This is a genomic window from Algoriphagus lutimaris (assembly GCF_017051705.1).
Classification (GTDB): Bacteria; Bacteroidota; Bacteroidia; order Cytophagales; family Cyclobacteriaceae; genus Algoriphagus; species Algoriphagus lutimaris.
The window spans coordinates 1,467,248-1,480,831 of record NZ_JAFIDJ010000001.1; the positions used below are offsets into that span (position 1 = coordinate 1,467,248).

At 37.4% G+C, this 13,584-nt stretch carries 12 protein-coding genes; 7 read left to right on the plus strand and 5 right to left on the minus strand.

Features of this window, described 5'->3' with window-relative positions; genetic code table 11:
• Positions 1 to 1,158 carry a sigma-54-dependent transcriptional regulator gene (locus JYB62_RS05970; RefSeq protein ID WP_205644501.1) on the plus strand — a complete coding sequence of 386 codons (1,158 nt, stop codon included), beginning with the start codon at positions 1 to 3 and terminating at the stop codon, positions 1,156 to 1,158.
• A 185-nt stretch (positions 1,159 to 1,343) separates the two neighbouring features.
• On the opposite strand, the gene JYB62_RS05975 is transcribed toward JYB62_RS05970, so the two are convergent.
• Positions 1,344 to 2,339: a long-chain-fatty-acid--protein ligase gene (locus JYB62_RS05975; RefSeq protein ID WP_205644502.1), complete on the minus strand. Its 996-nt coding sequence runs from the start codon at positions 2,337 to 2,339 to the stop codon at positions 1,344 to 1,346.
• Positions 2,340 to 2,405: 66 nt separating this feature from the next.
• On the opposite strand from JYB62_RS05975, the gene JYB62_RS05980 reads away from it, so the two are divergent.
• Positions 2,406 to 3,077 (plus strand): hypothetical protein, encoded by a 672-nt coding sequence (locus tag JYB62_RS05980; protein WP_205644503.1) that lies wholly within the window; start codon positions 2,406 to 2,408, stop codon positions 3,075 to 3,077.
• A gap of 34 nt (positions 3,078 to 3,111) precedes the next feature.
• Here JYB62_RS05980 and JYB62_RS05985 read toward each other — a convergent pair whose 3' ends face one another.
• Positions 3,112 to 5,526: an alpha-ketoacid dehydrogenase subunit alpha/beta gene (locus tag JYB62_RS05985; protein ID WP_205644504.1), complete on the minus strand. Its 2,415-nt coding sequence runs from the start codon at positions 5,524 to 5,526 to the stop codon at positions 3,112 to 3,114.
• A gap of 432 nt (positions 5,527 to 5,958) precedes the next feature.
• Between JYB62_RS05985 and ald the strand changes: the two genes are divergently transcribed.
• Positions 5,959 to 7,077 carry an alanine dehydrogenase gene (gene ald / locus JYB62_RS05990; protein ID WP_205644505.1) on the plus strand — a complete coding sequence of 373 codons (1,119 nt, stop codon included), beginning with the start codon at positions 5,959 to 5,961 and terminating at the stop codon, positions 7,075 to 7,077.
• A 421-nt stretch (positions 7,078 to 7,498) separates the two neighbouring features.
• Here the strand turns inward: ald and JYB62_RS05995 are convergent, their stop codons facing one another.
• Complete coding sequence (locus JYB62_RS05995; RefSeq protein WP_205644506.1) at positions 7,499 to 8,101, minus strand: DUF6992 family protein; 603 nt, start codon at positions 8,099 to 8,101, stop codon at positions 7,499 to 7,501.
• Positions 8,102 to 8,240: 139 nt separating this feature from the next.
• Here JYB62_RS05995 and JYB62_RS06000 point away from each other — a divergent pair, with 139 nt between their 5' ends.
• Positions 8,241 to 8,633: a DUF302 domain-containing protein gene (locus JYB62_RS06000; RefSeq protein ID WP_205644507.1), complete on the plus strand. Its 393-nt coding sequence runs from the start codon at positions 8,241 to 8,243 to the stop codon at positions 8,631 to 8,633.
• Between the two features lie 11 nt (positions 8,634 to 8,644).
• Here the strand turns inward: JYB62_RS06000 and JYB62_RS06005 are convergent, their stop codons facing one another.
• A complete protein-coding gene (locus JYB62_RS06005) occupies positions 8,645 to 9,268 on the minus strand; it encodes a LysE family translocator (RefSeq protein WP_205644508.1) in 624 nt (207 codons plus the stop codon).
• A complete protein-coding gene (locus JYB62_RS06010) occupies positions 9,265 to 10,815 on the minus strand; it encodes a GH3 family domain-containing protein (protein ID WP_205644509.1) in 1,551 nt (516 codons plus the stop codon). Before JYB62_RS06010 ends, JYB62_RS06005 begins: the two co-directional genes overlap by 4 nt.
• 48 nt (positions 10,816 to 10,863) lie before the next feature.
• Between JYB62_RS06010 and JYB62_RS06015 the strand changes: the two genes are divergently transcribed.
• The 3 genes from JYB62_RS06015 (at position 10,864) to JYB62_RS06025 (ending at position 13,311) form a co-directional block, all read left to right on the plus strand.
• On the plus strand, positions 10,864 to 11,541 hold the full coding sequence (locus JYB62_RS06015; protein ID WP_205644510.1) for a YggS family pyridoxal phosphate-dependent enzyme: 678 nt from the start codon (positions 10,864 to 10,866) through the stop codon (positions 11,539 to 11,541).
• Between the two features lie 86 nt (positions 11,542 to 11,627).
• Positions 11,628 to 12,023 (plus strand): DUF423 domain-containing protein, encoded by a 396-nt coding sequence (locus JYB62_RS06020; RefSeq protein WP_205644511.1) that lies wholly within the window; start codon positions 11,628 to 11,630, stop codon positions 12,021 to 12,023.
• Positions 12,001 to 13,311 carry a D-alanyl-D-alanine carboxypeptidase gene (locus tag JYB62_RS06025; RefSeq protein ID WP_205644512.1) on the plus strand — a complete coding sequence of 437 codons (1,311 nt, stop codon included), beginning with the start codon at positions 12,001 to 12,003 and terminating at the stop codon, positions 13,309 to 13,311. The genes JYB62_RS06020 and JYB62_RS06025 overlap by 23 nt, the downstream gene beginning before the upstream one ends.
• Positions 13,312 to 13,584 lie beyond the last annotated feature (273 nt).

Consider the following 13,584-nt stretch of genomic DNA (forward strand, 5'->3'; position numbering starts at 1 on the left):
ATGTCAAAAATCTTGATTATAGATGACGAAAAAGTCATCCGCGCTACATTACGCGAAATTTTAGAATACGAAAAATTTGATGTATCTGAAGCACAAGATGGTGCGGAAGGACTTAAAAAATTAACCGAGGAAGACTTTGATTTGGTGCTTTGCGATGTCAAAATGCCGAAAATGGATGGCATAGAAGTGCTGGATCAAGCAAAAGCTTTGGACAAATCCCCTCAGTTCATAATGATTTCTGCACACGGAAGTATCGAGACTGCCGTAGAAGCCACCAAAAAAGGGGCTTTTGACTTCATACCCAAACCCCCGGATTTAAACAGACTTTTACTTACTGTCCGAAATGCCTTGGATAAAAAGAATCTTGTCACAGAGACCAAAGTATTAAAAAAGAAACTATCCAAAAAGCTGGACATGGTGGGAGAATCCCCAGCCATCAAACTAGTAAAAGAAACCATTGAAAAAGTAGCTCCGACCGATGCCAGGGTATTGATTACCGGACCAAACGGAACAGGTAAAGAATTAGTGGCACACTGGGTGCATGCAAAAAGCAATAGATCTTCCAATCCATTTGTGGCAGTAAACTGCGCAGCAATCCCTTCAGAATTGATTGAAAGTGAACTGTTTGGTCACGAGAAGGGAGCTTTCACTTCTGCACATAAACAACGGCAAGGAAAGTTTGAACAAGCCCAAGGGGGCACCCTTTTTCTGGATGAAATCGGTGACATGTCCCTCTCAGCTCAATCAAAAGTTTTAAGGGCTCTTCAAGAAAACCTAATCAATCGAGTAGGTAGTGATAAAGACATTAAAGTGGATGTAAGGGTACTTGCTGCAACCAATAAGGATTTAAAACAGGAAATCAAGGAAGGTAAATTCAGGGAAGATTTATACCATCGATTAAGTGTGATTCTGATTCAAGTTCCAGCCCTAAAAGATAGAAAAGAAGATATTCCACTTCTTGTGGAGAAATTCCTAGGAGATATTGCCTCAGAAAATGGAGATGCAAGTAAAACCATTTCTGCAAGTGCACTGAAAAAACTACAGGAATTCCCTTGGACAGGGAATATTAGGGAACTCAGAAATGTAATTGAAAGACTCGTGATTCTGGGTGAACCAGAAATAAGCTTAGAGGATATAAAAAAATATGCTGACTATTAGGGTCAGCATTTTTTTTAACTATTCGGTTTTTCAGTAGTAGAAGCTTTTGCGTAAGCTGGACAAGGTTTACTGGAAGCACATGCTCCAAGGGCCAATACTCCTACCAATAATGCGATTGTTGCTAATTTTTTCATAGTTGAGATTTTATGCTGATCAAATATGTTTAATTATTCTTAAGATAGCAATTACTGAACCAGAAGATTACACCCCCTGATTTCACTATTATCAAACCTTCCTAAAACTTGGAGGTATCCATTTTCATCAAAACTCCCCAAATCTTGGGTTTCCAAGAATGCACAAGAATGGAAATTTGCCAAATCAATGACATTAATCCCTCCTTGACTTTTTGTACTCCAAGAATACGGATCATTTACATCCCTTAACATAACGCGCATGGTGGTGGGCAAGGTATATTTCCCCTCCCCTTTTGAATAAGCTTGAGACATTAATTCGGTCATTCCATATTCAGAGTGAATCGTTTTAACTCCAAAATAGGGCTTCAATAACTCATGAACTTCTTCCCTAATCATTTCTTTTCTCCTTCCCTTCATTCCCCCAGTTTCCATTACAATCAAATTTTTCATTGTTGGAAATCCCTTTTTAGATTCCGCTAAATCCAGGAGTGCGAAGGTCACTCCCAATAGCAATACTTTTTTAGGGGAATGTTGAAGAACTCTTAGCTTATCCAGCAATTCATCTTGGTTGTATAAATAAAAACCAGAATGTTCAGAACCGCTTTGTTCAATAAAAAAATTAGCCATACTGACCAAACTACTTCCTTTTCTTTCCAAATAAGCGGGTAGCAATGCCAAGACATGAAAATTACTTAATTCCCCAAATTCCTTTTCAAAAATCGATTGGGCATGATTTAAATACCAAGCCTCAGACCAGAAATAATGTTTGCTAGTAATCATTCCTGTAGTCCCACTGCTGGAAAAAAATCCGGGGAACTGAGCCAAATCTCCTGAAATTATGAGTTGATCCTTGAAAAAACGAATGGGTAAAAAAGGAATTTCTTCCACTTGACTCACCGCCTCAATTTCAATGTTACGTGCTTCAAGGTATTTTTTATAGATTTGGTTTTCCGATGCCTGAAACCGAAAAAGCTCTAATGCTGTAGAGTCAAAGTCCTCAGATTTTAAATTCTTTATGACTTCTGAAAAACTTTTAAAATCCTGCATCGTTTTATATTTTGCAAAGTCCAATAATGGAACTGTTCAACTTGGATGTAAATTTACTTTCGCCCTATGCGTTTCAAAAACTATTCAGGAATATTCTTTTTAGCTGTAGCAAGTTTTTCTTGTGTCAACTCACCTGATAATTTCCCAAGTACACCTGAAATTGAATTTTCCTCCATTGAATATATCCCTACTGCTGGGCCAGATTCTCTGATTGTTTCCTTAAATTTTAAAGATGCTGAAGGAGACTTAGGACTGGGAGCTACAGAAATCAATCCACCCTTTAATGCGGTGGAATACCAACGAAACAATGTCGGTGAATTAATTACTTATTCTACAAGGCCTCCAGAAGCTCCTACTTACAACCCAATTGATTGGGTGATTGATCCGATTATCAATAATGCAATTGTCAAAGACACCATATGGGTGGTTCAAAACCCTAATCAATACAATATTTATGTAAAGTTCTTTGTGAAAAGAAATGGACAATACACAGAGTTTAAGTGGCAAGACCCTCCTTTTTACACCACGTTTAATGGACGTTTCCCTAGAATATTGAATAATGATCAAACTCAGGCTATTGAGGGAAATATTCGATATGCCATGCTTTCTTCTGGTTGGCAGTCTATCTTCCGAACAGACACCTTAAGGGTAGAACTTCAGATTCAAGATCGAGCGTTGAACAAAAGTAATGAAGTAACAAGCCCCGATGTCACCTTAAGTACCATTACAAAAAATTAAGAAAAGCCCTTCAATTTGAAGGGCTTCATTTTTTTTACAATGCTGGGAAAGATTTAGGATCTACTTCGTTCATGACCCCATAAACTTTTTCGACTATATCTTCTAAACTTGGTTTTGAAAAATAATCTCCGTCAGAAGAATAAGCAGGTCTATGTGCTTTAGCTGCTATCGTCAACGGTTCAGAATCCAAATAACGAAACACTTCCTGACCTTCTATTACTTGCTGCATCATGTAAGCAGATGCACCTCCTGGCACATCCTCATCTGCAAAAATCACTCGATTAGTTTTCTTGATTGAGTTTCCTATTACCCCATATGTATCGAATGGTAAAAGCGTCTGCACATCGATCACTTCTACATCAATTCCAAGTTCATTTAACTCACTTGCTGCTTCGAGTACAATTCTACACATCGAACCATAAGTAACAATAGTAATATCTTTTCCTTCTCTTAAAACTTCAGGTTTACCCAAAGGCACATTATACTCACCCAAATTGGAAGGCAATTTTTCTTTTAATCGATAGCCATTTAGACATTCTACCACAATAGCAGGCTCATCAGATTTCAATAAGGTAGAATACATACCAGCTGCTTGAGTCATGTCTCTTGGTACACATACAACCATACCACGTAGTGTAGATAAAATCATGCCCATCGGAGAACCGGAATGCCAAACTCCTTCTAATCGATGCCCTCTTGTTCTTATGATTAGTGGGGCTTTTTGACCACCTTTGGTTCGATATTGAAGGCATGCCAAATCATCAGAGAGCATTTGTAGACCGTATAACAAATAATCTATATACTGAATTTCAGCAACTGGTCTCAAGCCTCTTAAAGCAGTACCAATTCCCTGTCCCACAATGGTTGCTTCTCTAATGCTGGTATCAGATACCCTCAATTCACCATGCTTAGCTTGCAAACCAGCAAAGGCTTGGTTTACATCGCCTATTTTTCCTACGTCCTCTCCAAAGGCAAAGAACTTAGGATTATGTTCAAGGGTATAATCAAAATATTTTTGAAGTACCTCTCTTCCATCTACCAAAATAGATTTTTCATCATACTCTGGTTTAACCTCCTCAATATTCTGGACACTCCACTTAGATTCACTATACAAATGACTATTGTATCGATCGTGATTCTTTTCTGTTTGTTCCTTATACCATGATTTTAATTTATTTTTGGTTTCATTGGAATCAAACCGAAGGGCTAATAGTGCTTTTCTAACTGTAGAGATGACATCTTTTCTAATAGGATTAATCGTCCTAGAAAGCTCATCTGCCATCTGTGTTAAAATCACTTTTCTAGTACTATATTCGGCTGCCCCTTTAATTAAAGAGATTGCTTCTTGAAGTTCTACCTTGATCTCTTTAGAAAATTCCTGCCAAGCAGTTTCTTTTTGTTTTCTTACATCTGCTTTAACCTGAGCTTCAATCTTATCTAAGGTTTCAGGAGTAGCAATTTTGGATGAAAGAATGTATTCCCTGAATTTATCTATACAATCCCATTCCTTTTCCCATTTTAATCGTTCTGCTGATTTATATCTCTCATGGGATCCTGAGGTAGAATGTCCTTGTGGTTGAGTCATTTCATCTACATGAATCAATACAGGAACATGTTCTTCTCGAGCGATTTTGCCCGCATTGAAAAAAGCTTGCATCAACCCTTCATAATCCCAACCCTTCACTTTAATAATTTCAAAGCCTTTCTGGGAATCTGTTCTTTCAAATCCAGCAAGCGCCTCAGAAATACTGCCTTTCGTTGTATGATATTCTTGAGGCACGGAAATACCATAAGCATCATCCCAAATAGAAATTACCATGGGAACCTGCATCACACCGGCAGCATTAATCGCTTCAAAGAAAATCCCCTCAGAAGTAGATGCGTTACCAATTGAACCCCAAGCAACTTCATTTCCATTGATGGATAAATCGGTAAAACCTTTCAATCCTTTATTCTCCCTAAATAATTTAGATGCAAATGCTAAGCCTAAAAGTTTGGGCATTTGAGCTGCTGTGGGAGAAATATCTGCAGCAGAATTATACATCTTGGTCAATTCCTTCCAGCTACCATCCTCATTAAGAGAGCGAGTCGCGAAATGACCATTCATTAATCTTCCCGCACTAGCAGGCTCCATCTCTACATTGGTATGGGCATATAATTGTGAAAAATACTGCTGAACAGTCAATTCACCAATTGCCATCATAAAGGTTTGATCCCTATAATAACCAGATCGAAAATCGCCGAGTTGGAAAGCGCGAGCCATGGCAATTTGAGCAAGCTCCTTACCATCTCCGAAAATCCCAAACTTAGCTTTCCCCATAAATACTTCTTTCCGCCCAACCAGGGAAGCTTGCCTACTCAAAAGAGCCACCCTAAAGTCCTCAAGGACAGCATCTTTAGATAAGTCTGGAGATATTACGGTTTTTCTAATGGGTTGTACTTCAGGCATAAATTTTTTATCTAAAATTATTTTGGGCACAATTCTACTTCTAATAAGGATACTCCAAAAATAGCCAATTCCAGATTTTATCCAAATTTCTAAGTCATTATTTTTCCGTCAAAAATTTGGATAAAACCTGATTTATATGCAAAAAACAAAATATTATTCTTTTACTAAAAAAATAACAATTCAAAAATCTGTTTTTCAACAGTTTAAGTTCTAGAATATAGTAATTCAAGAACCTGAAAAAAAATTTCCAAATTAAACTTGTCTAAACGCTTTTCTTTAAAATTATTTAAACGTTAAAATTTTTTAACAGAACTATGTTCTGATTTTTTAAAATTTTCCAAATCACACCAAATACTATTTGCTAGGAGACTTTTCAGTTTGTTTTTGCTTAGTATCTTTGTGGTAATATATACAAATCCAAATATATCTATCATGATTATAGGTGTTCCAAAGGAAATTAAAAACAACGAAAATCGAGTAGCCCTCACTCCTGCAGGTGCAAAAGAATTGGTTAAAAGAGGCCATACTGTATACGTTCAACATACAGCTGGCGAAGGATCTGGTTTTCCAGATGAATCCTATGTAGAAGCAGGAGCAAACATACTTCCTACCATCGAGGCAACGTATGAAATTGCCGAAATGATCATGAAGGTAAAAGAGCCTATTGAACCTGAATATAAGCTTATCAAAAAGGATCAGTTATTATTTACTTATTTCCACTTTGCATCTTATGAACCATTAACCAAAGCAATGGTAGAGAGTGGTTCGGTTTGTCTTGCATATGAAACAGTTGAAAAAGCAGACAAAAGTTTACCTCTATTAATTCCTATGTCAGAGGTTGCAGGTAGAATGGCTGTTCAAAAGGGAGCAAACTACCTTGAAAAACCATTAAAAGGAAGAGGCATCTTATTAGGTGGCGTTCCTGGAGTCATACCTGCTAAAGTCTTGATTTTAGGTGGAGGAATCGTTGGTACTCAAGCAGCTTGGATGGCAGCAGGACTAGGTGCTGATGTCACGATTATGGATGTCTCACTTCCTAGAATGAGATACCTTGCTGATGTAATGCCAGCAAATGTAAAGACCATGATGTCTAACGAATACAACATTAGAAAAATGATCAAAAATCATGATTTGATCATTGGTGCAGTGTTAATCCCTGGCGCAAAAGCTCCACATTTGATCACGAAAGACATGCTTAAAGAAATGCAACCAGGCACCGTGCTCGTGGATGTAGCAGTAGATCAAGGAGGATGTATTGAAACTTGCAAGCCTACAACACACCAAGACCCTACTTATATTATAGATGACGTGGTTCATTATTGTGTGGCGAACATGCCTGGTGCTGTACCATATACCTCCACTCTTGCATTGACAAATGCTACTCTTCCTTACGCAATTCAACTTGCTGATAAAGGATGGAAAAAAGCAGCTCAAGAAAATCCAGAATTGGTTCCTGGTCTGAATGTCATCAATGGGGACATCGTTTACCAAGCAGTCGCAGAAGCATTCGACTTGGATTACACTCCTGTAATTAAATACTTGGCAGATTAATACTCATATCCATCAAAAAAATCCCTCTTGTGAAAACAGGAGGGATTTTTTTTCAAAATTTTTTGGAGCCAAAAAATTTCTACTTTCTGAAGTAGTTTTAATTGCCCCATTTAGTTCAGGCACAATGATGATCGAATTCACAACAGATCAATTCAATGATAAATTAAACACGGTTTTTGTACCAACTACCCCTAGCCTACCAAAGAAAATACATACCATGTACCTAAAGAAAAAATTACTTCCTTGAATGCAAGTACTCATGGTGCGATGCGTAGCATTATGGGAACGTGTACTGTAACTTGTGACCGGATTGCCTCAGCTAGAAAAAGAATCCTCAGCTCCTGACCTGAAGAACACAAAAAACAGTTGGACCCAGATTTTCCCACTGAATAACCTATTCTGCAAACCTGAATATTTAAATTTATTTAGATAAAGGAAATGACAACGCTAGTCCAGTGGGATGAAAAGATACCTGTTCAAAAAATGCCGGCAACTCTTTGGAGTGGTTCACATGAAAAGTATACAATAAAGCATCAAAAGTAAATAGGAAAGCCCCTTGAAGAATTATTGATTTTCCAAATCCTACGAATTTATCTTTTGAAAGTCTTAACCCACGTTCTTTTAGATATAACCCACCCGCCATATAAGCGATGTCCAATGCGGCATTTACCAACAAAATCTTTTCAATACTAGCTTGAGATTTCATTGTTTCCAGTAAATCAGTACTTGGTATTTCACGAGTTGCTTGCCAATATCCTATCCCTGCAATAATTAAATTGACCGAATTCCAATATAAATTCATCTGGTGAAATGCTTTCGTTTGGCCAGATGTGCTACTGGCGCCAATTCCTACCCAAACCATGTTTCCCAAAGCCCATGCACCCAGAATGATCATTCCTGATTCATTGTATTGAGTCCTAGTTTCATTGTATAATCCTAAGGCTGGAATTTCCTGGGAATTTGCCTCCGAATGGATAAACAACACCATCGAAGTCACGAGAAAAAAAAGTGAAATATATTTCATGGCAAATAAACAGCAGTAGAAAATAGTTGTTCATTAAAAGTACGACAATTCTCAAACCTATCCCTAAACCTTTATGTGATCATAAGCACAGACTGGAAGAAAGAAACAACTTAACTTAAAGAATCAAATTTAAATCATCATGAATTACTATCAATCCAAACAAGTAGAAGCTAAATCCATTCAGGAAGTTCGAGAAAAAGTAGAAGAAAAACTTAAAAACGAGGGATTTGGGATTTTGACAGAGATCGACATCCAGGCTACCATGAAAAAGAAATTGGATAAGTCCTATCCTCCATTCCTGATTCTAGGAGCATGCAATCCCGTTTTTGCAGATAAAGTCCTGTCTATTGAACCTCAAATTGCAACACTACTACCCTGCAATGTGGTCATCCGAGAATTAGAAAAAAATAAATTCGATGTATCTCTGATGGACCCGTCAACAGCTATGAGCGTAGTAAAAAACCCGGAAATAGAAGGATTTGCCGAAGAGGTGAGAGAAAAATTAATGCGTGCCTTAAATGGTCTTAGCTAATTTGTAGTTAATCAGACACCCCAGGCGTAGATCAACATTCGTATTCCAAAGCCAATCATTATAAACCCGACTCCTTTATTCATGATTCTCATCATGTTTGGGGTCACCATATGAGAAAGCTTTTTAGCGATAAAAGATTTTAATAAATCAATCAGGAAAACTGTGCCTAAGATTCCGGAATAATAAAGCCAAATATCCCAGTTAGATACGTTTTCCTTCAAATGAACAATACTTGCAATTGAAATCCAAAACAGCAACACAAATGGGTTGACTCCATTGATGCTAAACCCTTTTATAAAAGCAGACCTCTTTCTCACTTGGGGAAGCGTAATTCCTCCCGAGTTGGGTCGGTTGGTCTGCTTTCTAATCAGTGAAGACAATCCAAAACCGATTAAAATCGCTCCTCCAACATATCCTAATACCTCCTCAAAATAAGTAGCTTCTGCTAAAAACTTTATACCGAGGTAAGTGATCAGTACATAGAATGTATCACTACACAATATTCCAAAAGCAAGTACAGAAGCATATCTGAATCCATGAGTTAAACTACTTTGAATAAGTGTAAAAAACACAGGTCCCACCATAATGGAAAGGAGTAATCCCATACTGATTCCTTCCATCAATGATGCAATCATGAACTAGCATTTTTAGATTTTAGAAATTCTTGCCAACTGAAAGCCTTATCCCCTTTCAATACCCTTGGAAATTTATTCTGTCCACCTTCTTTTCCTTGCTCTTTCATCCATTCATAGAATAGAGAAGATGGCAAAATATCAACTATCACTTCTTTAAGGGCATGCCTTCTTTCCACAGCATAATCATCATTCAATTTCTTTAGATGAGCGTCCAGTGCTTCCCTAAATTTAACTGGATCAACTTCCTCCCCACTCCCTATGAACCAATGATGGCCAAACAAATTATCATGAGGCACGCCTAGAACTGTAAACTCCCTGACATTGATATTCAAATCTTCAGAAGCCAATTCGATTGCTTTGTTCATGTTATCTACTGACAAGTGTTCTCCGCAGAGGCTTAAGTAATGTTTCGTTCTTCCAGTAATAATAATTTCAGATTCTTCTTTGGAAACAAACCTCACTACATCACCGATTAAGTAACGCCAAGCTCCAGCGCAGGTACTAATTAACAAAGCATAATCTTTTCCTTCCTCCACTTCATCAATTTTCAAGGTCACTGCATGCTCTTTGATAGTACCTTCCTCATCAAAGTTATCCTCAGTAAAAGGCACAAATTCATGAAATATTCCATTGTTTAATACCAATCTCATGGATTTTCTGTTTGGCAAGGCTTGGAAGGCAATGAAACCTTCAGATGCCAAATAAGTCTCAATGTAAATGATAGGTCTAGCTAAAAGCTTCTCAAAACCCTTCTTATAGGGTTCAAATGACACTCCCCCATGAACAAAAATCTGCAGGTTGGGCCAAATATCATGAATGGTCTTCAGTTGATACCTCTCTATAATTTTTTCAATCAGGATTTGTAACCAAGCAGGTACCCCAACAATTATTCCTATGTCCCATTTAGGAGCTTTCTCAACAATTTGATCCAGCTTATCCCCCCAATTTTTATTTCTGGAAATTTCTTTCCCTGGCCTATAAAAGCGTTGAAACCAAATCGGGAGTTTTCCAGCAGTAATTCCACTCAAATCACCTGAAAAATAGGTGCCATTGAATTCCAGATCCGTGCTTCCTCCCAACATCAAGATTCCTTTGGAAAACAAAGAATCCGGAAGATCATATTTAGATAAGGACAAAATCTGTCTTACTCCAGTTTTCCGAATTGCTTTCACCATCTCTCTGGTAACAGGAATAAACTTAGAGGTCGCTCCAGAAGTACCGCTGCTCAAGGCGAAGTATTTAACTTTTCCAGGCCAAGTAACATTCTGCTTTCCTTCCTGCAATAAATGCCACCACTCGGCATGAATTTTATTGTAATCATAAATAGGAACTTGAGCTTTGTACAATTGGTAAAACTCATGGTCTCCTTTTTTGAAGCTTTTCAAAATAGAAGGAAAATCATATTTCGACGAAATCAGAGTATGATTCGCTTTTATCAAAAGTTTTCGAAGCGTATTTTTCTGTAATTCAAGAGGTTTAGAATATTCTTGTTCCAAACTTTCTCTCAGACGGATACCTCGTTTTAGTAAAGTACTGATGATCGCCATATCTTTGTTTTAGGCCTAGGGCAAAAAAGTGAAGCATAAAAATAGAAAATGGACATTAAAGCCAATCTCGAAACAGTAAAAAAAACTTTTAAAAACCCGGATTGCTTATTGGTAGCAGTAAGCAAAACCAAGCCACTTGAAGACTTGAAAAAGGCTTACGAATGTGGTATCAGGGATTTTGGAGAAAATAAAGTACAGGAACTTCAAGCCAAACAACCGGAAATGCCAGAGGACACTCGTTGGCATATGATTGGGCACCTTCAAAGCAATAAAGTAAAATACATCGCTCCCTATGTATACCTAATCCATGGAGTGGATTCCTTTAAACTTTTGAAAGAAATAAATAAACAAGGAAAAAAAATAGACCGAATCATCTCGGTATTACTTCAGATCCATATTGCTGATGAAGAGTCTAAGTTTGGTTTTGACAAAAGCGAATTATTGGAAATGTTTGAAGATCCTATTTTTAAGGGATTAACACATGTGCAAATAAAAGGCTTGATGGGAATGGCTACTTTTACTGAAAATGAATCCCAAATCAGAAAAGAATTCAAAGGGCTGAAGAATCTTTTTGAAGAATTGAAAAATGAATCCCTTCCTGATTTTGTTCAAATGGAGGAAATTTCCATGGGAATGAGCGGAGATTATTTAATCGCACAAGAAGAAGGAAGTACAATGGTTAGAATTGGTTCTGCCATTTTTGGAGTGAGAAATTATCCTCATTAAAAAGTGAACTCAAATTGTTCCCTTCCCTTTTTGGAGTACAAAAAAAGGAGGGATTTTAATTAAGAAAAAGTGGAATTTTCTATACAATGAACGGAAGACAAATAATCATGATCGCTGCACTTTCTGGAGCACTTGCTGTAGGAATTGGGGCATTCGGAGCACATGCTTTGCAGGAAACTTTAGTAAATAACGGAAGAACTGCCACCTTTGAAACTGCAGTTAAATATCATTTTTACCATACGTTTTCTCTGGCATTCATGGGGTTGATTTTGATGATTAGACCCAATTGGAAAAGTCTAACCTTCAGTATTTGGAGTATGATTTTAGGGATCATTATATTTCCAGGATCACTTTATATTTTATCTTTGACAGGAATCAATTGGTGGGGAGCGGTCACTCCTTTAGGTGGAGTATTTTTTATTTTAGGATGGTTAGGCCTCTTTTATTCAGCCCTTAGAAATGATCAAATTGTTGTCGATTAAAAACTTAATTCTAGTACTACCTTTCTTCTGTTTAGTTTTTCGTTCCACACATGCACAGTTAAACAGAGATCAATACCTAAAACTCGAAGAAGCTGTTGGAGATCAGAGCTTCTTTGGCAACCATTTATCCGGATTTGTATTATATGATTTGGACAGCCAAATTGTCCTCTATGAAAGAAATAGTGAACAGCGATTTATTCCTGCCTCTACTACAAAATTATTAACGCTTTTCTCCAGCCTGATCATTTTAAATGACTCCACTCAAACCTTAAGGTACACTACCAGTAACGATACCATTCGGATCTGGGGATCAGGAGACCCTAGCTGGAATTATAAAGAATTATACCAACCAGATATCCAATCTTTCATTGCACCTTTTAATACGGTACTTTTTTCTGATGCGAACCAAGATTCGCCTGCTTTTGGATATGGTTGGCAATGGGATGATTATTATTATGATTATTCTGCTGAGCGTAGCCCATTACCTATCTTCGGTAACCTGGTCCAGATTAAGAAATCCGGAAATCGTCCCATCGTAACCCCAAAAAGATTTCAATCGGCAGTCTTCACGACCAATAGAAGTATTCGGGAACTTGAAAGAGAATTCCATTCCAATAAATTCTTTTACAATCCCAACAACTTTAGAGGCTCGGAGGAATTTATACCATTTATTTCATCCCCAGAATTGTTTATTGAACTGGCAGCTGAGGCTACTGGAAAAACCTGGATCTATCAACCTGATTCATTGCCCAAGAATCATTCAGAATGGAGAGCTGCTCCCCTATTCCCGATATTGGAGGAGATGATGTTGGAAAGTGATAATTTTTTGGCGGAGCAACTGATGTGGATGGTTTCTGACAGACTGTTTCAAAGATTGGATACAGAAAGAGCAATTGAGTATATTCTGAAAACCTATCTTAATGATTTACCGGACCAACCTCAATGGGTAGATGGAAGTGGATTAAGTAGACACAATTTAGTGACTCCACGTTCTATGGTAACGCTCTTTGAAAAAATCTACAGAATGATCCCTGATGAACAGTTATTTGACTTGTTGCCAACAGGTGGAGTATCTGGAACTATCAAAACAAGCTACCAAGCTCAAACACCCTATATTTTTGCCAAAACAGGCACCATGAGTAACCATCATAGTTTGGTTGGACTAATTAAGACTAAAAGAGGAAAACTGTACTGTTTTGCATTTATGAACTCCAATTATCCCTACAAAGCATCTGTGGTAAGGAGAGAAATGGAAAAAGTCATGGTAATGATTAGAGACATGCTTTAATTAGTAGGCAGTATCAGTGGAAAGTTAGCAGTATTATTAACCTTTGAGGTTGAAATAAACATCAAAGGTTTTTTCATTTTAACCGGAAATAGGCAGAGCCTTCCGCATTAAAGTGAAGGTTTTAAGATTAAGTTCTTTTGTCAAATGCCATTGGGATTTTTCTTTAGCAATCAAAGACAATTAGGGAGAGTTGGGTACTATTCTTGTAAAACAGTTAGTGTATTAGAATGCTTGAAAACTAACTTGCCCCTCTACTCAGCAAATAAAAAAACC

What these genes read in the sequence shown, in the direction of transcription:
- JYB62_RS05970 (WP_205644501.1), top strand. Translation starts at nt 1, where the DNA reads ATGTCAAAAATCTTGATTATAGATGACGAAAAAGTCATCCGCGCTACA.
- JYB62_RS05975 (WP_205644502.1), bottom strand. Translation starts at nt 2,339, where the DNA reads ATGCAGGATTTTAAAAGTTTTTCAGAAGTCATAAAGAATTTAAAATCT.
- JYB62_RS05980 (WP_205644503.1), top strand. Translation starts at nt 2,406, where the DNA reads ATGCGTTTCAAAAACTATTCAGGAATATTCTTTTTAGCTGTAGCAAGT.
- JYB62_RS05985 (WP_205644504.1), bottom strand. Translation starts at nt 5,526, where the DNA reads ATGCCTGAAGTACAACCCATTAGAAAAACCGTAATATCTCCAGACTTA.
- ald (WP_205644505.1), top strand. Translation starts at nt 5,959, where the DNA reads ATGATTATAGGTGTTCCAAAGGAAATTAAAAACAACGAAAATCGAGTA.
- JYB62_RS05995 (WP_205644506.1), bottom strand. Translation starts at nt 8,101, where the DNA reads ATGAAATATATTTCACTTTTTTTTCTCGTGACTTCGATGGTGTTGTTT.
- JYB62_RS06000 (WP_205644507.1), top strand. Translation starts at nt 8,241, where the DNA reads ATGAATTACTATCAATCCAAACAAGTAGAAGCTAAATCCATTCAGGAA.
- JYB62_RS06005 (WP_205644508.1), bottom strand. Translation starts at nt 9,268, where the DNA reads ATGATTGCATCATTGATGGAAGGAATCAGTATGGGATTACTCCTTTCC.
- JYB62_RS06010 (WP_205644509.1), bottom strand. Translation starts at nt 10,815, where the DNA reads ATGGCGATCATCAGTACTTTACTAAAACGAGGTATCCGTCTGAGAGAA.
- JYB62_RS06015 (WP_205644510.1), top strand. Translation starts at nt 10,864, where the DNA reads ATGGACATTAAAGCCAATCTCGAAACAGTAAAAAAAACTTTTAAAAAC.
- JYB62_RS06020 (WP_205644511.1), top strand. Translation starts at nt 11,628, where the DNA reads ATGAACGGAAGACAAATAATCATGATCGCTGCACTTTCTGGAGCACTT.
- JYB62_RS06025 (WP_205644512.1), top strand. Translation starts at nt 12,001, where the DNA reads ATGATCAAATTGTTGTCGATTAAAAACTTAATTCTAGTACTACCTTTC.